Origin of the sequence: Mesorhizobium sp. M0478, assembly GCF_040321305.1 — a bacterium.
In the GTDB taxonomy this organism is placed as follows: Bacteria; Pseudomonadota; Alphaproteobacteria; order Rhizobiales; family Rhizobiaceae; genus Mesorhizobium.
In genome coordinates this window covers 36,438-58,766 of record NZ_JAMYRH010000014.1, presented here as the reverse complement: position 1 = coordinate 58,766, position 22,329 = coordinate 36,438, and the positions used below count along the sequence as shown (strand labels likewise).

General features: G+C 64.3%; 19 protein-coding genes. 12 read left to right on the top strand and 7 right to left on the bottom strand.

Annotation, left to right across the window (positions count from 1 at the left end; all coding sequences use genetic code 11):
- Positions 1-64: 64 nt before the first annotated feature.
- The 4 genes from NKI64_RS26460 to NKI64_RS26445 all read right to left on the bottom strand — a co-directional run bounded on the left by NKI64_RS26460 (position 65) and on the right by NKI64_RS26445 (position 4,048).
- Positions 65-772 (bottom strand): SDR family NAD(P)-dependent oxidoreductase, encoded by a 708-nt coding sequence (locus NKI64_RS26460; RefSeq protein ID WP_023693135.1) that lies wholly within the window; start codon positions 770-772, stop codon positions 65-67.
- 188 nt (positions 773-960) lie between these two features.
- Positions 961-2,541: a 5-guanidino-2-oxopentanoate decarboxylase gene (locus NKI64_RS26455; protein WP_352670978.1), complete on the bottom strand. Its 1,581-nt coding sequence runs from the start codon at positions 2,539-2,541 to the stop codon at positions 961-963.
- Positions 2,538-3,206 (bottom strand): TetR family transcriptional regulator C-terminal domain-containing protein, encoded by a 669-nt coding sequence (locus NKI64_RS26450; protein WP_352670976.1) that lies wholly within the window; start codon positions 3,204-3,206, stop codon positions 2,538-2,540. Before NKI64_RS26450 ends, NKI64_RS26455 begins: the two co-directional genes overlap by 4 nt.
- Entirely contained in the window at positions 3,176-4,048 is an 873-nt protein-coding gene (locus tag NKI64_RS26445; protein ID WP_023695925.1) for a dimethylarginine dimethylaminohydrolase family protein, read from the bottom strand. Before NKI64_RS26445 ends, NKI64_RS26450 begins: the two co-directional genes overlap by 31 nt.
- Here NKI64_RS26445 and NKI64_RS26440 point away from each other — a divergent pair.
- From NKI64_RS26440 to NKI64_RS26405, 8 genes are all read left to right on the top strand, one after another.
- Positions 3,975-4,130 carry a hypothetical protein gene (locus NKI64_RS26440; protein WP_352671074.1) on the top strand — a complete coding sequence of 52 codons (156 nt, stop codon included), beginning with the start codon at positions 3,975-3,977 and terminating at the stop codon, positions 4,128-4,130. The two genes, NKI64_RS26445 and NKI64_RS26440, sit on opposite strands and share 74 nt — an antisense overlap.
- 144 nt (positions 4,131-4,274) lie before the next feature.
- On the top strand, positions 4,275-5,090 hold the full coding sequence (locus NKI64_RS26435) for an ABC transporter ATP-binding protein (RefSeq protein ID WP_023671322.1): 816 nt from the start codon (positions 4,275-4,277) through the stop codon (positions 5,088-5,090).
- A gap of 54 nt (positions 5,091-5,144) precedes the next feature.
- Positions 5,145-5,945: a transporter substrate-binding domain-containing protein gene (locus NKI64_RS26430; protein WP_023671323.1), complete on the top strand. Its 801-nt coding sequence runs from the start codon at positions 5,145-5,147 to the stop codon at positions 5,943-5,945.
- A 208-nt stretch (positions 5,946-6,153) separates the two neighbouring features.
- Positions 6,154-6,819 carry an ABC transporter permease gene (locus NKI64_RS26425; RefSeq protein WP_031253443.1) on the top strand — a complete coding sequence of 222 codons (666 nt, stop codon included), beginning with the start codon at positions 6,154-6,156 and terminating at the stop codon, positions 6,817-6,819.
- Positions 6,819-7,628, top strand: a complete 810-nt coding sequence (locus NKI64_RS26420; protein WP_023703668.1) for an ABC transporter permease — start codon at positions 6,819-6,821, stop codon at positions 7,626-7,628. Before NKI64_RS26425 ends, NKI64_RS26420 begins: the two co-directional genes overlap by 1 nt.
- Before the next feature lie 112 nt (positions 7,629-7,740).
- The gene (locus NKI64_RS26415; protein WP_352655582.1) at positions 7,741-8,742 is read left to right on the top strand and encodes an Ldh family oxidoreductase; all 1,002 of its coding nucleotides are present in this window, start codon (positions 7,741-7,743) and stop codon (positions 8,740-8,742) included.
- Between the two features lie 328 nt (positions 8,743-9,070).
- Positions 9,071-9,523 (top strand): DoxX family protein, encoded by a 453-nt coding sequence (locus NKI64_RS26410; RefSeq protein ID WP_023700422.1) that lies wholly within the window; start codon positions 9,071-9,073, stop codon positions 9,521-9,523.
- A 104-nt stretch (positions 9,524-9,627) separates the two neighbouring features.
- Positions 9,628-10,608 (top strand): complex I NDUFA9 subunit family protein, encoded by a 981-nt coding sequence (locus NKI64_RS26405; protein WP_023732640.1) that lies wholly within the window; start codon positions 9,628-9,630, stop codon positions 10,606-10,608.
- A gap of 15 nt (positions 10,609-10,623) precedes the next feature.
- Here the strand turns inward: NKI64_RS26405 and NKI64_RS26400 are convergent, their stop codons facing one another.
- Positions 10,624-11,994: a cytochrome P450 gene (locus NKI64_RS26400; protein WP_023822065.1), complete on the bottom strand. Its 1,371-nt coding sequence runs from the start codon at positions 11,992-11,994 to the stop codon at positions 10,624-10,626.
- A gap of 217 nt (positions 11,995-12,211) precedes the next feature.
- Between NKI64_RS26400 and NKI64_RS26395 the strand changes: the two genes are divergently transcribed.
- The 3 genes from NKI64_RS26395 (at position 12,212) to gyrB (ending at position 18,105) form a co-directional block, all read left to right on the top strand.
- The gene (locus tag NKI64_RS26395; RefSeq protein ID WP_023729733.1) at positions 12,212-12,781 is read left to right on the top strand and encodes an NADPH-dependent FMN reductase; all 570 of its coding nucleotides are present in this window, start codon (positions 12,212-12,214) and stop codon (positions 12,779-12,781) included.
- A gap of 76 nt (positions 12,782-12,857) precedes the next feature.
- A complete protein-coding gene (locus NKI64_RS26390) occupies positions 12,858-15,488 on the top strand; it encodes a caspase family protein (protein WP_352670969.1) in 2,631 nt (876 codons plus the stop codon).
- A gap of 145 nt (positions 15,489-15,633) precedes the next feature.
- Positions 15,634-18,105, top strand: a complete 2,472-nt coding sequence (gyrB, locus tag NKI64_RS26385; RefSeq protein ID WP_023671333.1) for a DNA topoisomerase (ATP-hydrolyzing) subunit B — start codon at positions 15,634-15,636, stop codon at positions 18,103-18,105.
- 36 nt (positions 18,106-18,141) lie between these two features.
- Here gyrB and NKI64_RS26380 read toward each other — a convergent pair whose 3' ends face one another.
- A complete protein-coding gene (locus NKI64_RS26380) occupies positions 18,142-19,587 on the bottom strand; it encodes a hypothetical protein (protein WP_023703663.1) in 1,446 nt (481 codons plus the stop codon).
- A 331-nt stretch (positions 19,588-19,918) separates the two neighbouring features.
- On the opposite strand from NKI64_RS26380, the gene NKI64_RS26375 reads away from it, so the two are divergent.
- Complete coding sequence (locus tag NKI64_RS26375; protein ID WP_023700421.1) at positions 19,919-20,836, top strand: membrane protein; 918 nt, start codon at positions 19,919-19,921, stop codon at positions 20,834-20,836.
- Positions 20,837-20,927: 91 nt separating this feature from the next.
- Here NKI64_RS26375 and NKI64_RS26370 read toward each other — a convergent pair whose 3' ends face one another.
- Complete coding sequence (locus NKI64_RS26370; RefSeq protein WP_023671337.1) at positions 20,928-22,325, bottom strand: NAD(P)(+) transhydrogenase (Re/Si-specific) subunit beta; 1,398 nt, start codon at positions 22,323-22,325, stop codon at positions 20,928-20,930.
- Positions 22,326-22,329: the final 4 nt, after the last annotated feature.

The window sequence follows — 22,329 nt, the reverse complement described above, 5'->3', positions numbered from 1 at the left end:
AGGCGAGGTCGGCAAAGGCCGCCATCGGAAGCCAAACCAAATGAGTCGCCTGCGCGGCGGAACTTCAGGCGCGGCCGTAAAGTGGCGCCAGCGTTCCGCTCATTGCCAGATTGGCCGGTGATGCCAGATAGGCGATTGCCTCGGCGGCGGCTTCGAGGCTGACCCATTTGCCGAAATCGGAATCCGGCATGTCGGCGCGGTTGGCCGGCGTATCGAGCGTCGAGGGCGCTACCGCGTTGACCAGTATGCCTTTATGCTTCAGCTCTTCCGCCATCGCCACGGTCATCGCCGCCACTGCCGCTTTGCTGGCGGTATAGGCGACCATGCCGGCGCCTCTGCGCGGGTCGAGCCCGGCGCGTGCCGTGACATTGACGATGCGGCCCGCTGTGTTCGAGCCCAGCATGGAGCGTACTGCCGCGCGGCAGCACAGAAAGGCGGTGCGGGCGTTGGTGTCCATCATTTCGGCAAAGGATGCGGATTCGATTTTCTCGACGGGGGCCATGGCAAAGCCGCCGGCCAGATGGATGGAGGCCCACAATTCGGGAACGCTGTCATAGAAGGCATCGACCTTGGCAGGATCGGCGAGATCGACATTGTGCGCCAGCCGGACGCGATCATGGGCCGCGAAGGGGAAATGCGTGGGGGCCGACGCGTGGGCATTGGGCACATGGCAGATCGCGCCGTCCGCCAGCAATTTGCCGACGACCGCGGCACCCAGCGCCCCGGTGCCACCGGTCACCACGATATGCTTGCCCTGAACTGTTTCCGTCATCCTGGACGCTCCTGTCGTTTCTTATGATTATGTCGCTTGTCGTGCCGCGCCGACGCAGAGCGTCGCGCCTTTTGCACGATCACTCAACCGACATCTCGACATGGCAGTTGTTGCGTCTTTGCATCGCTCGAAGCCGCCGACCGCCCCTTCCGACCCCCGCGCATGGACATCCGGCGCGCGGCCAGGCGTCAGTCGATGGTGATTTCGATGACGTGCGGCAGTCTGGTTGCGCGTGCGCGCTTGAGCGCATCGGCGAGACCGGCAGTACCGGCAAGCCGCTCGGCTGATATACCATAGGCCTCGGCCAGCTTGCAGAAATCCGGCGGCGCCGGGGACACGCCGACCGGCTCGACGCCGACATCGAGCATCGACGTTTCGATCTCGCGATAGCCTCTGTTGTTCCAGACGACGAAGATGACCGGTGCGGGTGCATCGAGCGCCGCGCCTAGCTCCGGCAAGGTGAACTGGAAGCCGCCGTCGCCGGTCAGGCAAACCACCGGCACGCCGGGCATGGCGAGCGCTGCGCCGATCGCCGCCGGCGGCCCGTAGCCGAGCGCGCCGAAACCGGTGGCGGCGTTGAACCAGCCGCCTGGCCGGTCATGGTCGTAATAGAGATTGGCGGCGTAGATCGGCTGGGTGGAATCGCCGACGATGATGGCGCCCGGCAGTGCGTCGCGGATGGTTTCCACCGCACGCACCTGCGCGGCATAGGCCGGGCTGAGCTCGGCAAAGGCCGCCTTTCTCGACGCGGCTGCGCGGCTCTCGCCGTTCTTCGCTGCGGCATGATCAGGGTGGAGCGCGCCTAGCAGTGCACCAAGCGCCTCCGCGCAATCGGCCTGGATGCCGACGCTCACCGGGCGGCGGGCGAGCTGGTCGGCGCCGATATCGATGCGGATCAGATTGGCGGGCAGCACGAAGCCGCCGTCGCTGTAACCGTCATAGTCGGTCGGGCCGAATTCGGTGCCGGCGGCGATGACCAGATCGGCGTCTGCCATCAGCGCACGCACCGCCTTCAGGCTGGGGCTGGCCGGCACGCAAAGCGGATGCGCGTGCAGCAGACCGCGCGCATTGGCGGTCTGGACGACAGGTGCGCCGAGCCGCTCGGCCAGGCGCTGCATTGGCTGTTCGGCGCGCTTGGCGCCGCCACCGGCAAGGATCAGCGGCCGGCGCGCGGCTGCGATCAGTCTGGCGGCCTCGGCAATGGCCGAGCCATCCGGCGCCGGCGCCGCCGCATTGGTGAGCGAAGCAGCGATGCCGTCGGCCGGTTTGACCATGACGTCGGTCGGGATCTCGATATGGACGGGGCCTGGCCGCGACGACGAAAACAGCGCGAAGGCCCGCGCCAGAGCGCCCGGCAATTCGCTGGCCTCGGTGACACGCTGCGAAAACAGCGCCACCTTCTCCATCATGCCGCGCTGGTCCGGCAGTTCGTGCAGGAAGCCCAGCCCCTTGCCCAGCGTCGGCATCGCGTTGACGCCCGAAATCACCAGCATCGGCACCGAATCGGCGCGCGCCTGGCCCATTGCGGTGATGGTGTTGGTCAGCCCCGGTCCGGTGATGACAAAGGCAACGCCCGGCCGGCCGCTGGCACGGGCATAGCCGTCGGCCATGAAGCCGGCGCCCTGTTCGTGACGCGGCGTGACATGGCGTATCTTTGAACGCGCCAGCCCGCGGTAAAGCTCGACAGTGTGGACGCCAGGAATGCCGAAAACGGTGTCGACGCCATGCGCTTCGAGCAGCGTGATCAGCGCTTCGCCGATGGTGGTCATGGCTTCTCTCCCTTTTGCGGCGCGAGGCCGAGCTCGGCCTCTATGGCTTTGACGCCGATCGCCGCCAATTCGCCAGGCGAGAACATCTCTGCGGCCAGACAGCCTTCGATCCAGAGCCCGTCGATGATCGCGTTGATGGCAATGGCATGGCGGCGCAGCTCATTTGCGTTTGGCCTGCGCTGCTCGGCGCCGAGCACTTCGGCAACGACTGCTTCCACCTCGTTGCGAAAGCCAAGATAGCCTTCGCGGTGGGCGCGAGCCAGGCTCGGATCCGCGCCGGCGCGGCCGATGAAGGTTGCCCACAGCGAAAACACGCGTGCATCGATGATCGGGGCGTTGAGGTTGGCGGTAACGAAGACCGCAAGGCGCTGGCGCGGCGCGGCGTCTTCCATGAGCAATGCTGCCTTCGCCTGCTCGGTCATACGGCCCATCAGCGCCGCGTACGCTTCCTGCAGCAAGTCTTCCTTGCCGGGGAAATAGTGCCGGATCAGCCCCGCGGTGACGCCGGCGCGCAGTGCGATGGTGCGCAGGCTGGCGCCCTCCAGCCCATGTTCGGCCACGCTGTCCAGGGTCGCGTCGATCAAATCCTGCCGCCGCCGCTCCTCGCCCTCGCGGCGGAACTTGCGGCGCTCATTCATTGCCGCAGGATGGGCCGCGTCAGGCATGTCGGCCCACCTTCGCAGGCGATGCAGAGGGCATCCGCCTCGAAGATTTGAACCGTGCAGCCGGCGGCTTCCATCGCGGCCCTGGTCTTGGGAAAGCCGGCGACGGCAATGACTTTATGCGGGCTGGTCGGCAGCACGTTCAGGCTGAGGCCGTTGGACGCGGCAAACTCTTCGGCGTCGCCTTCCACCAGCCGGATGCCGCGCGCCTTCAGCAACTGATAGAACGGCGCCGGCAAAAGCGGTGAATAGACCAGGGCCAGGTCGTCGGCCAGCGGGCTGATCACCGACATCAGATGCAGGCACGCCTCCTCGCCCTGCCACAGCGGCAGATCGAAGCCGTAGACGGAGATGCCGAGCGGCGTCAGCAGGTTGGAAACCTGCTGTATGCCTTCCTGGTTGGAGCGCACCCCGCGCCCGATTACCAGCGTGTTTTTATCCAGCCATACGCAATCGCCGCCTTCGACCTGGCCGGGAGCCTCGACGCGGCCGAGGATAGGAATACCCAAGCGTGTGTAGGTTTCCTCATGCAGCGATGGCTCCCTGGCGCGCAGTGGCTTGCCCATGGACAGGATCAGCGCGCCGCGATCGGTCATCAGTGACGGATCGTGGGTGAATACGGAATCCGACAGCCCGTCGGCATTGTCATCGATCCATTCGATTTCGGCGCCGGACGCCGTCACCAGCTCAGCGAGAGCCGCGTGCTGCGCCGCCGCTTTCGCCGGGTCGAAACCCGGGCCATAGTGCCAGATAGCCCGGTCGGCACCGCGCATGGCATTGGCCGCCGACCGCATCAGCACGCGCCGCAACGGCGCCGCCATGGACTGTGATCCGAAAGCGCTCATCGGTGCCCTTTTCAATGCCGTCTTCAAGGTGAAAAAAATGGAAAAAATTTCATCGGAGGCTATTTATACACTTGCACAATAAGGCCGCAAGTGCCGTAATGAGCGGGATTGACGGGCTCGCGCTGTTGGGTCCATGCTGAAGTCTGGAGTGGGCATTACAGCGTATGTTGATTAGCCGGATAGACGTTCGACGATCTGCCGTGGACCCTGTGGCAGAGGTTCCCCGGTGAGCGCGGCGGGAACCGCCGCAGTCCAATCCGGCAAGGCGCAGGACGGCGCCGCCGAGGCCATCCATGTCGAGAACCTGCACAAGAAATTCGGCCATCTGCATGTGCTGAAAGGCGTTTCGCTGTCGGCGCGCGACGGCGAGGTGATCGCCATTATCGGCGGCTCGGGTTCCGGCAAGTCGACGCTGCTGCGCTGCATCAACTGCCTGGAAAACCCGACCAGCGGCATCATCCGCGTCAATGGCGAGGAGATCAAACTCAAGGCCGACAGCCACGGCCACACTGTGCCCGCCGACCGCCGGCAGATCGAACGCATCCGCGCCAAGCTCGGCATGGTGTTTCAGAACTTCAACCTGTGGAGCCACATGACGCTGATCGAGAACGTCATCGAGGTTCCGGTGCATGTTCTGGGCGTCAGGCGCGACGTGGCGATCAGGGAAGCCGAAAAGCTTTTGGCGCGCGTCGGCCTCGCCGAAAAGCGCGACGTCTATCCGGCCTATCTCTCGGGCGGCCAGCAGCAGCGCGCGGCGATCGCCCGCGCCCTGGCCATCAACCCGCGCGTCATGCTGTTCGACGAGCCGACCTCGGCGCTCGACCCGGAGCTGGTCGGCGAGGTGCTGAAGGTGATCGGCGACCTGGCGCGCGAGGGTCGCACCATGGTGCTGGTCACGCATGAAATGAAGTTCGCCCGCGAGGTCGCGACCCATGTCGTCTACCTCTGCAACGGGCTGGTCGAGGAAGAGGGGCCGCCGGAGCAGATATTCGGCGCACCGAAATCCGAAAGGCTGAAGCAGTTCATCCGCAACATCGGCTAGGACAAGCCGGGACGGAAGAAAACCGGGAACCAACAACAAACTGGGAGTCGTGACATGAAGACTGTTCTGAAAACATTCGCCGCAGCGCTGCTGCTCGGCGTCGCCGCCATGGGCGTGGCCAAGGCCGATCCGGTCAAGATCGGCGTCGCCGCCGAGCCCTATCCGCCCTTCACCTCGCCGGACGCTTCCGGCAAATGGGTTGGCTGGGAAATCGAGTTCATCGACGCCGTCTGCGCCGAGGAGAAGCTCGACTGCGTCATCACGCCTGTCGCCTGGGACGGCATCATCCCGGCGCTGACGACCAAGAAGATCGACGTCATCGCCAGTTCGATGTCGATCACCGCCGAACGCGAGAAGACCATCGACTTCTCGGACAAGTACTACAACACGCCGACCGCCATCATCGGACCGAAGGACCAGAAATTCGGCGCCACGCCGGACGATCTCAAGGGCAAAGTGCTCGGCGTGCAGGTGTCGACCACCCATTCGGCCTATGCGAAGAAGCATTTCGGGCCCACGGCTGCCGAGATCAAGGAATACCAGACGCAGGACGAAGCCAACAACGATCTGGCCGCAGGCCGCCTCGACGCCGTCCAGGCGGATTCGATCGCGCTCGACGCATTTCTGAAGTCGGACCAGGGCAAGGCCTGCTGCGATCTGAAGGGCATGGTGGCTCCGGACGATGAAGTGCTCGGACCGGGCGTGGGCGCCGGCGTGCGCAAGGAAGACACCGACCTTAAGGCCAAGATCAACGCCGGCATCAAGGCGATCCGCTCGAACGGCAAATATGACGAGATATCGAAGAAATACTTCGATTTCGACATTTACGGTGGTGGCGGCGCGCAGTCGAACTGACGATCCTCGCATGAGCTGAGGGGCATGGCGCCAACGCCATGCCCCTCCTGCCCGACCTTTCCCAGACATGCTGCCACCGACGCTGCCGTCGGCGGTGGTTGAAGCCAGCAATCCGGGGGCGACGCTGATCGACGCACTTCTTTCGGCCTCGGCGGCCGGCATCATAGAACTTCTCTCGCCCAATCCGCCGGGCTGGGGCGGCACGCTGTTGCTTGGGCTGCTCCATTCGATCGAGATCGCGCTCGGCGCCACGGTCCTTGGTCTCCTGATCGGCACCGGTGGCGCCTTTGGCAAACTTTACGGCGGGCCGGTCGTACGCGACTTGCTGGCGGTTTACACCACCATCGTGCGCGCCGTGCCCGAACTGGTGCTGATCCTGCTGCTCTATTATGCCGGAACAGACCTGATCAACCAGGCGCTGACGGCAATGGGCTACCAGCGCGTCGACATCAGCGGCCTTGCCGCGGGCATCGCCGTGCTCGGCTTTGTCCAGGGTGCCTATTCGACCGAAGTGATCCGCGGCGCCATCCTGGCCATACCGCAGGGCCAGATCGAAGCCGCCCGCGCCTATGGCATGTCACCCGGGCTCATGCTGCGGCGCATCACCTTGCCGGCGATGCTGCCCTTCGCCATACCCGGGCTCGCCAATCTGTGGCTGATCGCCACCAAGGACACAGCCCTTCTGGCGGTCGTCGGCTTTTACGAGCTGGCGCTGGCGACGCGGCAGGCTGCGGGGGTCACCAAAGCCTATTTCACCTTCTTTTTCGCCGCGGGCGTGCTCTATCTCATCTTGTCGCTGGTTTCCAACCTGCTCATCGGCCGCGTCGAGGCCTGGTCGCGGCGCGGTATGCCGTCGCTCAAGGATGCGCGCTGATGGCCGGAGAAGCGACCATCATCAACGCTGCCGCGCGGACGTCGCTGTGGCTGCAGCCGCATCGCATCGTGCTGATCCTGGTCGCAATCGCGCTGGTTTTCGGTGCCGCCTTTTTCATGCGCTGGGACTGGCTTCCGCAATATTATGAAATGGGACTGATCGGCATCTGGCGCTCGCTGTGGATCCTGGCCGTCACCTGCTTTCTCGGCTTCCTGCTCGCCGTGCCGCTCGGGCTCGCGCAGGCCGCCGGCTCTTTCTGGTTTTCCGCGCCCGCCAGGACATTCTGCACCGTCATCAGGGGCACGCCGCTGCTGATCCAGCTATGGCTGCTCTATTACGGGCTAGGCTCGCTGTTTCCGCAATTTCCCTGGATCCGCGAATCCTGGATGTGGCCGTATCTGAGGCAAGCCTGGCCTTATGGAGTGCTGGCACTGACCTTGTCCTTCGCCGGCTATGAGGGCGAAGTGATGCGCGGCGCCTTTGCCGGCGTGCCGAAGGGGCAGTTAGAGGCGGCCCGCGCTTTCGGCATGAGCCGCTGGAAGATTTTCCGCCGCATCTGGCTGCCGCAGGCCATCTACCGGGCGCTGCCGACGCTGACCGGCGAAACCGTGCTGCAGCTGAAGTCGACGCCGCTGGTGGCGACGATCAGCGTCATCGACATCTTCGCAGTCTCGTCCAAGGTCCGGCAGGACACCTACCTCACCTACGAACCCTTGCTGCTTTTGGCGCTGATCTACATGATCATCACCGGCCTCCTGGTGTTTGCATTCAGCAAGATCGAGGCGCGCATACCGAACAAGGTGGGCTAGGGAATAGTGAGTAGGCAGTAGTGAGTAGTCAGCATATGACCGGGAAACCGCTTGCTTTCGCTACTCCCTACTGACTACTCCCTACTCACTCACCACCAATCGGGTCCGCACCATGCAACTCTCTCTCGATCAGGCAACAGGGCTGTGCCGGATGGCGGCGCTCGGCGCCGGCGCCAATGAGGAGGCGGCGAGGTCGCTCACCGCCTCGATCATTGCCGCCGAGGCGGAAGGGCTTTCGACCGTCGGGCTGACCCATTTCATCGATTACCTCGAAGCGCTGGAAGCCGGCCGCATCGACGGCAATGCCGATCCCGTGATCACCAGGCCGGCGCTCGCCGTCTATCAATCCGATGCGCGTGGCGGCCTCGCCCATACCGGCTTCGACCGCACCATCGATGACCTTGCCAAGGCGGCAAAGCTGTTCGGCGTCGCCATCTTCTCGCAGAAGAACGCTTATACCTGCGGCGCACTAGGCTATTTCACCGGGCGTCTGGCGCAACTGGGATTGGTCTCCTTCGCCGCCACCAACGGGCCGGCGGTGCTGGCAGGCTCGGGCTCGGTCAAGCCGGTCTATTGCACCAACCCGATGTCGTTTGCGGCACCCGCCGCCGATGGCGCGCCGCTGGTCATCGACCAGTCGTCGAGCGCCACCGCCTTCGTCAACATCCGCAAGGCGGCCGAGGACGGCAAGAAGATCCCCGAAGGCTGGGCGCTGGACGCCAGCGGCAATCCGACCACCGATCCGGCCGCGGCCATGAAGGGCGCCATGCTGGCCTTCGGCGGCCAGCGTGGCGCCAACATCGCGCTGATGGTCGAAGTGCTGGCGGCTGGCTTGTCGGGCGCCAACTGGTCGCTCGACGCGCCCTGGTTCTCCGGCGGACCGGACAGCCCCGGAACCGGCCTGTTCGTGCTCGCCGTCGAGCCCAAGCTGCTCGACCCGGATTTCGAGCAGCGCATGAAGAACCAGCTCGACCGGCTGCGCCGGCGCTTTGGCGTGCACGTGCCGGGCCGGGCGCGGGCCGAAGCGGCCGAGAAGGCGCAGGCGCGCGGCATCAATGCCTCCAAAGCCGTGGTGCAGCGCATTTCCGAATTCGCCGAGCGCTATTCGGGCTGAAGCAGTCCTGCGACAACGAATTTTTACGCGACCTGGCTGAACCTTTCTACCGATCGCAACGACCAATAGCTGCCGGGTCGGGTTTGCCCGGTCGGTGTCTTCTGTCGGATGCGTTTAGGGCCCGGGCGGGCGTATGCCGTCTCAGGTTACCCGCCCCGTTGCGCTCTGTCTCGACCGTTGCGTCACGCGGAAAACGCCGCTTCGGCGGGGTTTTCTGCGTTCGTGCTCTGTGTGCTAAAACTTGATGGCGGAAGTTAACTTTTGTTAACTTGACTTGCCGGGAACCATCGGGCGTTTGCAAGGGATCGTCACAACAACAGGAGCTACGATGTCCGCAACCACCGACGCTTCCCGCGGCAAACTTATCGTTCCGGTGTTTGGCCGCCTGTATTCGTCGCTGCATGATGGCGCCGAAACCCTTCTGCGCGTCGTCGCCGGCGGGTTTCTCACCATTCACGGCTCGCAGAAGATCACCAACCCTTTCGGCGCCGCCGAGATGGTCGAAGGCCTCGGCTTCTATCCCGGCGCGTTCTGGTCGCTGCTTTTGTCCTGCACCGAATTCTTCGGCGGCATTCTGATCGCCATCGGCCTGTTGACTCGGCCCGCCGCCTTTGCCGGCATGATCGTGCTGCTGGTCACCGTCTGGTTCCACTGGATCACTGTCGGCCAGGGCTTTTCCGGCGCTGAAAAGTCGCTTCTATGGGCGGCGATCCTGCTGTTCTTCGTTATCCGCGGCGGCAACCGCCAGTCGGTCGACGCGCGCCTCGGCAAGGCGTTCTGAAGGGTCCATAAGAGGGTGGCAGCGACGACGCGTCACCCTTTGCCTTTGGCCCAAAACGGACTATGAAACGGCTTCAGCCAAGCTTTCGAGCGCCGGAGCCAGCCATGACCGAAATCCTGCAGATCCCCAAGCTCGTGGTCGTCTTCGGCGGCTCCGGCTTCGTCGGCCGCCACATCGTGCGGGCGCTGGCCAAGCGCGGCTACCGCATCAGGGTGGGGGTGCGCCGGCCCGATCTCGCGGGACATCTGCAGCCGCTCGGCAATGTCGGCCAGATCCAGCCGGTGCAGGCCAATGTGCGCGTGCGCTGGTCCGTCGACCGCGCCGTGCAGGGCGCCGACCATGTCATCAATCTGGTCGCCATCCCGCATGAAAGCGGCCGGCAGAAATTCAACACCGTGCACGAATTCGGCGCCCGCGCCGTCGCCGAAGCCGCGCGCTCGGTCGGCGCAGGACTGACCCATATTTCGGCGCTTGGCGCCGACCTCAACGCCGAGTCCGACTATGCCCGCACCAAGGCGCTCGGCGAAAAGGCCGTCCTGGAGACGATCCCGGACGCCGTCATCTTCCGACCGTCGATCAATTTCGGACCCGAGGACAGTTTCTTCAACCGCTTCGCCGACATGGCGCGCTATTCGCCGGTGCTGCCGCTGATCGGCGGCGGCCAGACCAAGTTCCAGCCGGTCTATGTCGGCGATGTCGCCGAAGCGGTGGCGCGTTCGGTCGAGGGCAAGATCAAGGGCGGCCAGATCTATGAACTCGGCGGGCCGCAAGTGCTCACCTTCAAGCAGTGCATGGAAGAGCTGCTCACCGTCATCGAGCGCAAGCGGCTCCTGGTGCCGGTGCCGTGGTGGATGGCCAATCTGCAGGCCTCGATCCTCGGCCTGCTGCCCAACCCGTTGCTGACCAAGGACCAGGTGCTGCTGCTGCGCCAGCCCAACATTGTGTCGGAGGAGGCCAACAAGGCCAACCGGAACCTTGCCGGCCTCGACATCCAGCCGCAGTCTATCGGCACAATCCTGCCCAGCTATCTCTGGCGCTTCCGCGCCGCAGGCCAGTTCCAGCGCAAGCCCGCCGGCATCGCGTAACAAGGCGTTGCGCCGTTAAACGCGCCGCGTCACCTGCATCGGCAGGCCGCCTTGCGGCTGTGTCGTCAGTTTCTGCACCGGCCACGGCTTGGTCTCGGCCGTCACGTCGAAGCGGAAGCGCGACAGCATGATGGCCAGCGCAATGATCGCCTCCTGCATGGCGAAGCTGGCGCCGATGCAGATGCGCGGACCGGCGCCGAACGGCAGATACTGGAAGCGGTCGATCTTCTCGCGGTTTCCCGGATGGAAGCGTTCGGGCATGAAGGCGTCGGGCATGTCCCACAGTTTTCTGTGGCGGTGTACGACCCAAGGCATCACCAGTACGGCCGCGCGCTTGGGGAGCACCAGATCGTTCCAGGTCTCCGTCTCGATCGGCTCGCGGTTGATGGACGGCGCCGGCGGATAAAGCCGCAGCGCCTCCTCGAAGGCGGCGCGGGTGAACGGCATTGCGTCGAGCCATTTCGTCGGGTCGGGTTCGCGCGCCAGCACGGCATCGATCTCGCGCTCGACCTTTTCGCGCTCCCACGGCGCTTCGGCGAGGCAGTAGATCGTCCAGCCCAGCGCCCGCGCGGTGGTCTCGTGGCCGGCGCCGATGAAGGTGATGATGTTGTCCTCGACTTCCGCCCGCGTCAGCCCGTCGGGGCCTTCGGCGCGCAGCAGAAGCGTCAGGAAATCCTGCGGCGCGGTGTCGGGGTCGCGCTTCAGCCGCTCCTCGCGCATCTTGACTGTATCGGTGACGATCTTGCGGAAATACGCCATGGTCTTGCGGCCGCGGATGCGGGTCAGCCGCGGCAGCCATTCGGGCGCGCGCAACAGGTCGAGCGGATCGACACGGCCCATGGTTTCGAACAGGCGGTCGATTTCCTGCGCGAAACTGCCGGGCTCGCCCGCAATCTCGCCCGAAAACAGCGTTTCGGCCAGGATATCGTAGGTGAGCAGCGTCATGTCATGGGCGACATCGGTCATGCCGCCTTCGTCATAGCGGGCGACGAACTGCATCGTGCGGCGCAGCATCGGCTCGGCGAAGCCGAAGATATGCCGCGGCGTGAACACCGGCGCCATCGCCTTGCGCGAGCGCTTCCACACCTCGCCTTCGGCGGTCAACAGCCCGTCGCGCAAGATCGGTCGCAGGATCATCTGGCGCACCGTCGCCATCTTGTAGTTCTTGGCGTTGTCGATCAGCACGTGGCGGATAAGGCCGGGATCGTTGGCGACGATCAGATGCCCGCCGACGCCATTCGCCGAAATCCAGGGCTCGTTGTAGGTGTGCTCGCCCCACAGTTCGAGCGGATTGCGGTAGACGATCCGCATCATCTCCAGCGTCGAAGGCGGCGTCGTGCGCGGCTTGGGCGCCGGCGGCACGAAGGGGACGGGCTGCGTGTCCATGAGGTGCTCCGCTGATAGCTCAGATGTAGTGGCTGGCAATCCGGGCGTCCATGTGACCGAACGGCAAACTGAAACGCTGCAGCGCCCGGTGTGCCCGACAGACGGTGTGTTCATCGGATCGTGACCGCCGGTGAAACGGTTGCGGCTTGTCCGGTTGGACACTCTGCCATAGGTGACAGTTACCAACAGCTACTGCCAATCGCCCAGGAGAGTCCGCTTGAAGCACAAGCTGAACATCATAATCGGCAGCACGCGGCCGGGCCGCGCCGGGCCGGTCTTCGCCCACTGGCTGGAGGATTTTGCCCGCGAGCACGGCAAATTCGAACCGGTGCTGACCGACATTGCCACGTTCCATCTGCCGGTTCTGGACGAGCCGCATCACCCCAGGCTCGGCAATTACCAGAACGACCACACCAAAGCCTGGTCGAAGGTCATTGATGCCGCCGATGCCTTCGTGTTCGTGGCGCCGGAGTACAATTATTTCGTGGCGCCTGCGATCGTCAACGCCATCGACTACCTTGCGCGCGAATGGAAATACAAGCCAGCCGCCATTTTCAGCTATGGCGGCGTTTCCGGAGGCCTGCGCGCCGCGCAGGCGCTGAAGCCGCTGCTGACCGCGGTGGGCGTCATGCCCATCTCGGAAGGCGTCGCGCTGCCGATGTATCAGAAACTGCTGGAGAGCGACGGCTCCTTCCAGGCTAGTGAGCAGGTAGAGGGTGGGACCAAGACCATGCTGGACGAGCTCTCGCGCTGGAGCGAGGCGCTGAAGCCGATGCGGGCTGCGTAACGCAGCCGGCCCCGGCTTGCTCATGCCATAAAGAGGTGGAATGGTCGGCAGGTGACTGAGCCGGGGGCGGTTCGATTTGCGCCTGTTGTTTGCCTTGCTGTTGATGCTTGCGACCACCGCCACGGCGGTGGCGGAGCGGCGCGTGGCGCTGGTCATTGCCGATAACGACTACCGGCTGGTGCGGAAGCTCGCCAATCCGGTCAATGACGGCGAGGCGATGGAAGCGGCGCTGAAGACGCTTGGATTCGAGGTCGTTCTCGAAACCAACCGTGATCTCAGGCGCATGCGCCGTGCGCTCGATGATTTTCGCGAGGATGCCAAGGGCGCCGACGTGGCGCTGGTGTATTTCTCCGGCCATGGCGTCGAAATCTCCGGCGACAACCGGCTGCTGCCGGTCGATGCCGATGCCTCCTCGCTCGATCGGCTGGAAAAGACCAGCCTGCCGTTGGAAGAGGTGCGCGACGCGGTGGCCGCCACGGCCAAGGTCGGGCTGATCGTGCTCGACGCCTGCCGCAGCGATCCGTTCACGGGCGGCAGCGGCGACGGACGCGGCGCGACATCGCTGATCAAGGGCCTTGTGGACAAGATCAAGCCGGGCCTCGGACGCGTCGGCAAGGCGGAAAACATCCTGTTCGCCTTTTCGGCGGCGCCCGGCGAGACGGCTGCCGACGGTACCGGTGCGAATTCGCCCTTTACAGCGGCGCTGACCAAATATCTCGGCACCGACGGGCTCGAAATCCGCTCGGTGCTGACGCTGGTGCAGCAGGAGGTCTACGACCTTTCGCGCGGGAAACAGCTGCCCTACGTCGAGAGCGGGCTGCCGAAGCTGTTCTTCGCCTCGGCGGCCAAGGAACAATTGCCGGAGCGCGAGCGGCTGCTGCTTGCCATGGCCGATGTGACGCCGGAAATGCGCGGCGCGGTCGAGCGTGTCGCCAGCGATGCCGACATGCCGCTGGCGCCGCTCTATGGCGCGCTGATCAGTTCCGACACCAGCCATCTCTCCGGCGAAAGCCTGGACGCCAAGCTGCGCGAGGCCGCCGACGCCTTCGTCAAGGTGCGCGGCGAGATGAAGACGCTGGCCGCCGACGACCCGCAGGTGACCGAACTGCGCCGCCAGGCCGAGGAACAGTTGGCGCTCGGCGCTTTCGATGGTGCACGCGTGATCCTCGCCAAGGCCGCCGACGTCGACAATGTCTCGCGCCAGGCGTTGAAGGCCAATTTCGTCAGCCGCACCCTGTCCGAAGCCGCGACGCTATTTCTCTCGGGCGGCGCGGCGCGCGCCACCCTCGACTATGCCACCGCCATCAAGGACTATGAAACGGTGCTGTCGCTCTACGGCGAGGCCGGGCAGACCTCTCTCAGCCTGGAACAGGCCGACCGCCAAAGCCGCACGCTGGAAGAGCTCGGCATCCTCTACACGACGGTTGGCAACACCGATGCCGCCGGCCGCGCCTTTGCGGCGCTGGTCGCCAACCTCGAGCAGCGAGCGCGCCAGGAAACCGATCCGAGCGTCAAGCGCGACCTCGCCATCGGCCATATCAAGTTCGCCAACATCAAGATGGCGCAAGGCGATCTGCCGGCCTCCCTGCAAAACTATGAGGCGGCCAGGGACATGTTGCAGGGCCTGACCACAGACGTGCCGGACAAGAAGGACTGGCTCGGCGATCTCGCCATGGCCCATGATAAGATCGGCAATGTGCTGGCCACGCAAGGCGACGTGGGTGCGGCAGCCCAGGCCTACCAGCAAAGCCTGTCCATCAAGCAGCAATTGGCCGATGCCGAGCCGAACAGCGTCTATCTGCTGCGCGACCTGACCATTACCTACGACGAAATCGGCGGCCTTGCCCGCACCGCCGGCCAACTGGATGGCGCCCAGACTGCATTCGAAGAGAGCCTGAGAATTCGGCTGGCACTGGCGCAGAACAACCCGGACGACCCCAGGCACCAGCGCGCCGTCTCCGTCAGCTACACCAGGATCGGCGACGTTCTGCGCGAGCGTGGCGACGCTGCGGGCGCGCTCGACGCCTACAACAAGAGCCAAATAATCGCCGAAGCGCTGGTGCGCCGCGACTCAAACGACACCGATTTGAAGCGCGACCTGTCGGTCGGTTACGCCAAGATCGGCAATGCTTACGGCGACCAGAAGGACTGGCCACTCGCGTTGGAGGCCTACCAGCAAGCGCGGGCCACGGCGCGAGACCTTGCCGCCAGCGACCCAGGCAACACCGACTGGCAGCGCGACCTATCGGTCTGTTTGGAAAAAATTGCCGGCGTGTTTGATGCCCAGGGCAATATCGCCGGTGCTTTGCAGAACTATCAGGACAGTCTCGTTATTGCCAACCGGTTGGCAAATCTCGACCCGGGCAATTCCGACTGGCAGCGCGACCTGTCGATCACGTTCGAGGAAATAGGCCTGCTGGAGACCAAGCAGCGCCACTATGATGGCTCGAAGAAGGCCTTCGAAGCCAGCCTGGCCATCCGCCAGCGGTTGGCCCTGTCCGATCCGGACAATGCGATCTGGCAATTCGATCTGGTACAGGCCTACATCAACTATGCCTATGTGGCGAAGAATCCGAAGGCTGTGTTGTCGCAGGCGCTAGACCTGACGCTGGAGCTTGACCGCACAGGCAAACTGGCGCCGAGGGACAAACCCACGATCAAATATCTGCGCCGACTTCTGGCCAAATTGAAAGCCGCGAAAAAATAGCCGGCTGCCAGCTCGGGATTCAGCCCTGAAATCCCCGCAAACCTTGGAAAAATCGCCTTTTGCGCCTATATCTAGGACATCAAAGCGGCGTGATTCGAAGCCATTTTTTCGCGCTGAGCATGCGGCATCAATCAGACAGGTTTTCATGAGCGATCAAAGCGACAACGCCAACGGCGCTGAGGCCGAATACGGCGCCGATTCCATCAAGGTTTTGAAGGGGTTGGACGCTGTCCGCAAGCGGCCGGGCATGTATATCGGCGACACCGATGACGGCTCGGGCCTGCATCACATGGTCTATGAGGTGGTCGACAACGCCATCGACGAGGCGCTGGCCGGCCATGCCGATCTGGTCACGGTGACGCTCAATCCCGACGGTTCGGTCACCGTTATCGACAATGGCCGCGGGATTCCGACCGATATTCACACTGGCGAAGGCATTTCGGCGGCCGAAGTGATCATGACGCAGCTGCATGCCGGCGGCAAATTCGACCAGAATTCCTACAAGGTGTCTGGCGGCCTGCACGGCGTCGGCGTCTCGGTGGTCAACGCGTTGTCGGCCTGGCTGAAGCTGAAAATCCGCCGCAACGGCCAGATTTTCGAGATGAGCTTCACGCATGGCAATGCCGATGCGCCGCTCAAGGCGACCGGCAGCTATGAGCAGAACAAGCAGCCCGGCACCTATGAGGGCCGCAGCGGTTCCGAGATCACCTTCTTTCCGTCGTCCGAAACCTTCACCATGGTCGAGTTCGACTTCGGCACGCTGGAGCACCGGCTGCGCGAGCTCGCCTTCCTGAATTCCGGCGTGCGCATCATTTTGACCGATGCCCGCCATGCCGATCTCGTGCGCCACGAGTTGCACTATGATGGCGGCCTGGAAGAGTTCGTCAAATATCTCGACCGGGTCAAGAAACCGCTGATCGACAAGCCGATCGCCATCAAGGCCGAGCGCGACGGCATCACCGTCGAAGTGGCGATGTGGTGGAACGACAGCTACCACGAGAACGTGCTGGCCTTCACCAACAACATCCCGCAGCGCGATGGCGGCACCCATCTGGCCGGCTTCCGTGGCGCGCTGACGCGCCAGATCACCGGCTATGGCGAATCGTCGGGCCTGACCAAGAAGGAAAAGGTGGCGCTGATCGGCGACGACTGCCGCGAAGGCCTGACGGCGGTGCTGTCGGTCAAGGTTCCCGACCCGAAATTCTCCTCCCAGACCAAGGACAAGCTGGTCTCGTCGGAAGTCCGCCCGGTGGTCGAAGGCCTGGTCAACGAGGCGCTTGGCACCTGGCTGGAAGAACACCCGACCGAGGGCAAGGTGGTCATCGACAAGGTGATCCAGGCGGCCGCGGCGCGCGAAGCCGCGCGCAAGGCCCGAGACATCACCCGCAAAAGCTCGCTCGGCGTCACCTCTCTGCCTGGCAAGCTTGCCGACTGCCAGGAACGCGACCCGGCGAAATCCGAAATCTTCATCGTCGAGGGTGACTCGGCCGGCGGCTCTGCCAAGGGCGGCCGTTCGCGCCAGAACCAGGCAATCCTGCCGTTGCGCGGCAAGATACTCAATGTCGAGCGGGCGCGCTTCGACCGCATGCTCGGCTCCGAGATGATCGGCACGCTGATCACCGCGCTCGGCACCTCGATCGGCAAGGACGAGTTCAACGCCGACAAATTGCGCTACCACAAGATCATCCTGATGACCGACGCCGACGTCGACGGCGCCCATATCAGGACCTTGCTGCTCACCTTCTTCTTCCGCCAGATGCCGGAGCTGATCGAGCGCGGCCATCTCTACATCGCCCAGCCGCCGCTCTACAAAGTGACGCGCGGAAAAAGCTCGCAATACATCAAGGACGAGAGCGCCTTCGAGGAGTTCCTGATCGGCTCCGGGCTGGAGGAGGCGTCGCTGACGCTTGCCTCCGGCGAGGCGCGGGCCGGACAGGATCTGCGCGGCTCGATCGATGATGCACTGGCCGTGCGCCAGCTCATCAACGGGCTGCACACGCGCTACAACAGGGGCGTGGTCGAACAGGCGGCGATCGCCGGCGCGCTCAACGCCGATGTGCTAAACGACCTCGGCCGCGCCAATGCCATGGCCGAACGCGTCGCCCAGCGCCTTGACATCATTGCCGAGGACACCGAGCGCGGCTGGACCGGCCGGCTGTCGACCTCCAATGAAGGCGTCGGCGGCTATGTGTTCGAACGCACGGTGCGCAGCGTCAAGGAATTCGCGCAGCTCGATGCCGGGCTGATAAATTCGGCCGACGCACGCCAGCTCGACCGCTATGCCCCGCGCCTCATGGAAGTCTATGGCGAGCCGCCGGTGCTGCGCCGCAAGGATGTCTCCGAAACCATTTCGGGGCCGCTGGCGCTGCTCAACGCGGTGTTTGCGACCGGCCGCAAGGGCCTGACCATGCAGCGCTACAAGGGCCTCGGCGAGATGAATGCCGAGCAGCTCTGGGAAACCACGCTCGACCCGAATGTGCGTTCGCTGCTGCAGGTCAAGGTCAATGACGCCACCGATGCGGATTCGCTGTTTTCGCGGCTGATGGGCGACGAGGTCGAACCGCGGCGCGAATTCATCCAGGACAACGCGCTGTCAGTTGCCAATCTGGACATTTGAGGGCTGGGGGCCTTGCCGCCGGAGCTCCACTCCGGGTCAGGCCTTTGGCTCCAGCTTCCGACCAAGGTCCACCGCGTCGCGCAGCACTTGCAGATGCGAGCGCGGCGCGGTGCCCGCCGGCAGGGCGATTTCGACGCCGTTTGCCGTCGATGACCAATAAAGCGTGTGGGTGAAGATACGGCCAAGTGAGCTGCGAAGCTCGATCTGGATGTTCTCCACACCGGGGCCGAAGTTTTCCGTCATCGGACCGGAAATCGGATCGCCTGTCGCCCAGCCATTGCCGCGGTCGTAGACGTTCGTCCAGCGCGTTGCCGCAAACACCGCGCCATGATGCACCGCGCGCTGCGCCTTGCCTTGGCTGTGTCCTTCCCGGTAAAGCACGGTGCCGCCGGGGCGCCCGTCATCGGCAATCGGCGGGCAAGCCGAGAACAGGCGCTCGGCAAGGCCACGCCTGAATTCCGCGAGATTGTAGGTCACCAGGAATTCGCTGTGGGAGAGCGGACTGCCAAGCGTGACGAAATCGCTGATCTTCCAGGGCAGCGGGTGGTCGGCGTCCTTGGTCCGAAGCTGCTGGTAGAGCGCCCATTGACCGCGCCGGAATCCGGCGAGGTCTTCAAGGTTCTTTGGCCACGCTGACCCATCAGAGCCGAGCGTTGCCTTGTCGACGGCCTCGACCGCCGCCAGTTTGGCCTTGTCGCGGACCGCTTCCAGCCTTCGCGGCCGGAACTCGGCCCACAGGATCTGCAGCAAATCATAGGCGATGATCGACCCAAGGCTGTGCGAGACCAGCACGATGCGGTCGTAAGCATCGTCCTTCATCAGCGTCTTGAGCAACGTCAGGCCTCTGTCGCGGATCAGCGCACGCTTCTCGATCGTCGCCGCCTCGGCGCGCACATAAGCGGCGACGTCACCGAAATAGGGCAGGGCGAACTGATCCACCGCCCAGATGACAAAAGAAGCGAGGGTGGTGATCATCAGGCCGGTCGTCAAGGTAACGGCCTGTTGCCAGACCGATGTTGCCAGCACGAGTGCTGCGCCCAGAATGACGATAACGATCAGAAGTGTGGCGACGTAAAGCTTGCGGGCGTCGAGCGGAATGTCGGCGGGCTTGCGCCACAACAGGTTCGTCACCCAGGCGGCCAGCCGGCCGCGCGTCGTGCCTTGCGTGATGTCGGCCCAATAAAGCTCGTAGAAATCGGTACGGCGGCCATCGACGTCGTAGGGCGTGGTGATGCGGCGCAGCTCGTGTGACTTGGTCCGGCTGTCGGGCGTGATCCAGCTCTGGTTGATCGTGGCGCCGGAAACGGCCGGATCGGGAATCTGGGCGTAGGGTGGAGCACGGGTGGGATCGCTGCTCCAGACCGCCTGGACGAATCCCCTCAGCGTACCCATCGGCCGCTGCTCGCCCATGCCGTGCACGATCACCACCGCCTGGCCGGGCTGCGCCTTTTTGTAAGCCAGCGATGCGACAGTCTTGGGCATCAGCGTCTCCGTTGACGACATCCGACGGCGGGATCGCTCATGCTACCCCCGGCTCACCGAGCCAACAATACACGGCAGCCCATGTGGAACTCCGTGAACCAATCCACAGTTTCGCAGTTGTGCCTCGGGCCGCGCGGAAAATAGTTCCGTTCCCGGCAAGCAAATCATTTCATTGCCCTTCGGAACGGAAATCGCTCAGGAACATTGTGACGACATCGATCAATTTCTCGCAGGGAGGCTCTTTATGGGACGCGGTATTTTGCTCTGGTTGCTCGGTATTCCGATCCCGATCATCATTCTCATCATGCTGTTCGTACGGTAGGAGGCGTCGATGCAGTCCACCGTATCGGCTGTCGACGTATCCGCCTCAACGGAATCCTCCGCCCCGGCCGTCAGCTGGGGTCCGATCATCGCCGGCGCCTTCGCGGCCTCGACGCTGACCTTCATCCTCATGCTGCTCGGTTCGGGGCTGGGGCTGACCATGGTCTCGCCGTGGTCCGGCGCCAGTGCCTCGCTGACCACCTTCGCGGTGTCCGGCGCCATCTGGCTCATCATCGTGCAATGGCTGTCCTCCGGGGTCGGTGGCTATCTTGCCGGACGCCTGCGCACCAAATGGGTCGGCATCCACACCGACGAGGTCTATTTCCGTGACACCGCGCACGGCCTCCTCGCCTGGGCGCTGGCGACATTGCTGGTCGTCGGCATTCTCGGGTCGGCGCTGTCGGCAGTGCTTGGTTCAGGCGTGCAGGCGGCTTCTACTGTTGCCTCAGGCGCCGCCATGGGTGCTTCGGCCGGCGCGTCCGCCAATGCCGGCAGCGCACCGGCCGACAATGCAACGTCCTATCTCGTGGATACGCTGTTCCGTCCGGCTGATGCCGCCAGGCTCGCGGCGGCCAATCCGGACAGCGATGCGGCTGCGGCCGGGCAGGCTTCGCGCATCCTCATCGCCAGTGCGGCGGCAGGCGAAGTTTCGGCTGACGACAAGACCTATCTGTCGCAGCTGGTCGCCGCCCGCACCGGGCTTTCCGAGGCCGACGCCAAGGCGCGTGTCGACGCCCTGGTGGCCAGGGTCGAGGACGCCAAGGTCAAGGCAAAGCAGGCCGCCGACGCCGCGCGGAAAGGCAGCGCCACCTTCGCCCTGCTTGGCGCCCTGTCGCTGGTTATCGGCGCCTTCATCGCCAGCGCTGCGGCAGCCCTGGGCGGCAGGCAGCGCGACGACGAGGAAGCGGTTTTCCTGACCAGCCGCTGAACCGGTCTTCAACATCAAAAAGCCCGGTCGAACCGGGCTTTTTTGTTTCCGATGATGGACCGACAACCTTCCAGTGGAAGGTTGCGGCGGCTTAGTGATCCATGGCCTTGACGATTTCCTCGGTCATCTTCTTGGCGTCGCCGAGCAGCATCATGGTGCCGTCCTTGTAGAACAGCGTGTTGTCGATGCCGGCGTAGCCCGAGCCGAGCGAGCGCTTGACGAACAGGCAGGTGCGGGCCTTGTCGACGTCGAGGATCGGCATACCGTAGATCGGCGACGACTTGTCGTCGCGGGCGGACGGATTGGTGACGTCATTGGCGCCGATGACATAGGCGACATCGGCCTGCGCGAACTCGGAGTTGATGTCTTCCAGTTCGAACACTTCGTCATAGGGAACATTGGCTTCGGCGAGCAGCACGTTCATGTGGCCGGGCATGCGGCCGGCCACGGGGTGGATGGCGTATTTGACATCCACGCCATTGGCCTTGAGCTTGTCGGCCATTTCGCGCAGCGCGTGCTGGGCCTGGGCGACCGCCATGCCGTAGCCCGGCACGATGATGACCTTCTGTGCGTTCATCATCAGATAGGCAGCGTCGTCGGCCGAGCCCTGCTTGACCGTGCGTTCGATGCCGTCATCGGCAACCGCCGCGGTCTCGCCGCCGAAGCCGCCGAGGATGACCGAGATGAACGACCGGTTCATGCCCTTGCACATGATGTAGGACAGGATGGCGCCGGACGAGCCGACCAGCGCGCCGGTGATGATCAACGCCAGATTGCCAAGCGTGAAGCCGAGTGCCGCGGCGGCCCAGCCGGAATAGGAATTCAGCATCGAGACGACGACCGGCATGTCGGCGCCGCCGATCGGGATGATCAAGAGGACGCCGAGCGCCAGCGAAGCCGCGACGATCAGCCAGAACACCAGCTTGGCCTCGGTGGTGACCAGAAGCACGATCAGCACGATCAGCGCGATGCCGAGGACCGCGTTGATGATGTGACGGCCGCCGATCATGATCGGCTTGCCCGACATGCGGCCATCGAGCTTGAGGAAGGCGATGACGGAGCCGGTGAAGGTGATGGCGCCGATGGCAACGCCAAGGCTCATCTCGATCAACGCCTGGGCGTGGATGTCGCCATTCGTGCCGATGCCGAAACTTTCCGGCGCGTAGATGGCGGCTGCCGCTACCATGACGGCGGCAAGGCCGACCAGCGAGTGGAAGGCGGCGACCAGCTGCGGCATCGAAGTCATGGCGATGCGGCGCGCTGTAACGGCGCCGACGCCGCCGCCGATGGCCAGACCAAGCACGATCAGGCCGAAGCGCCCGGCGGACGGAGTCGCCAGCGCCAGCGTGGTGGCAATGGCAATGCCCATGCCGATCATGCCGTAGAGATTGCCTTGGCGGCTGGTGGTCGGATGCGACAGGCCGCGCAGCGCCATGATGAACAGGACGCCGGAGACCAGGTAGAGGAAGGACGCGAAGTTGGCGTTCATGGCT

Coding starts and splice junctions, on each gene's coding strand:
- NKI64_RS26460 (WP_023693135.1), bottom strand. CDS start 772: ATGACGGAAACAGTTCAGGGCAAGCATATCGTGGTGACCGGTGGCACC.
- NKI64_RS26455 (WP_352670978.1), bottom strand. CDS start 2,541: ATGACCACCATCGGCGAAGCGCTGATCACGCTGCTCGAAGCGCATGGC.
- NKI64_RS26450 (WP_352670976.1), bottom strand. CDS start 3,206: ATGCCTGACGCGGCCCATCCTGCGGCAATGAATGAGCGCCGCAAGTTC.
- NKI64_RS26440 (WP_352671074.1), top strand. CDS start 3,975: ATGGCATTGGCCGCCGACCGCATCAGCACGCGCCGCAACGGCGCCGCC.
- NKI64_RS26445 (WP_023695925.1), bottom strand. CDS start 4,048: ATGAGCGCTTTCGGATCACAGTCCATGGCGGCGCCGTTGCGGCGCGTG.
- NKI64_RS26430 (WP_023671323.1), top strand. CDS start 5,145: ATGAAGACTGTTCTGAAAACATTCGCCGCAGCGCTGCTGCTCGGCGTC.
- NKI64_RS26420 (WP_023703668.1), top strand. CDS start 6,819: ATGGCCGGAGAAGCGACCATCATCAACGCTGCCGCGCGGACGTCGCTG.
- NKI64_RS26415 (WP_352655582.1), top strand. CDS start 7,741: ATGCAACTCTCTCTCGATCAGGCAACAGGGCTGTGCCGGATGGCGGCG.
- NKI64_RS26410 (WP_023700422.1), top strand. CDS start 9,071: ATGTCCGCAACCACCGACGCTTCCCGCGGCAAACTTATCGTTCCGGTG.
- NKI64_RS26405 (WP_023732640.1), top strand. CDS start 9,628: ATGACCGAAATCCTGCAGATCCCCAAGCTCGTGGTCGTCTTCGGCGGC.
- NKI64_RS26400 (WP_023822065.1), bottom strand. CDS start 11,994: ATGGACACGCAGCCCGTCCCCTTCGTGCCGCCGGCGCCCAAGCCGCGC.
- gyrB (WP_023671333.1), top strand. CDS start 15,634: ATGAGCGATCAAAGCGACAACGCCAACGGCGCTGAGGCCGAATACGGC.
- NKI64_RS26380 (WP_023703663.1), bottom strand. CDS start 19,587: ATGCCCAAGACTGTCGCATCGCTGGCTTACAAAAAGGCGCAGCCCGGC.
- NKI64_RS26375 (WP_023700421.1), top strand. CDS start 19,919: ATGCAGTCCACCGTATCGGCTGTCGACGTATCCGCCTCAACGGAATCC.
- NKI64_RS26370 (WP_023671337.1), bottom strand. CDS start 22,325: ATGAACGCCAACTTCGCGTCCTTCCTCTACCTGGTCTCCGGCGTCCTG.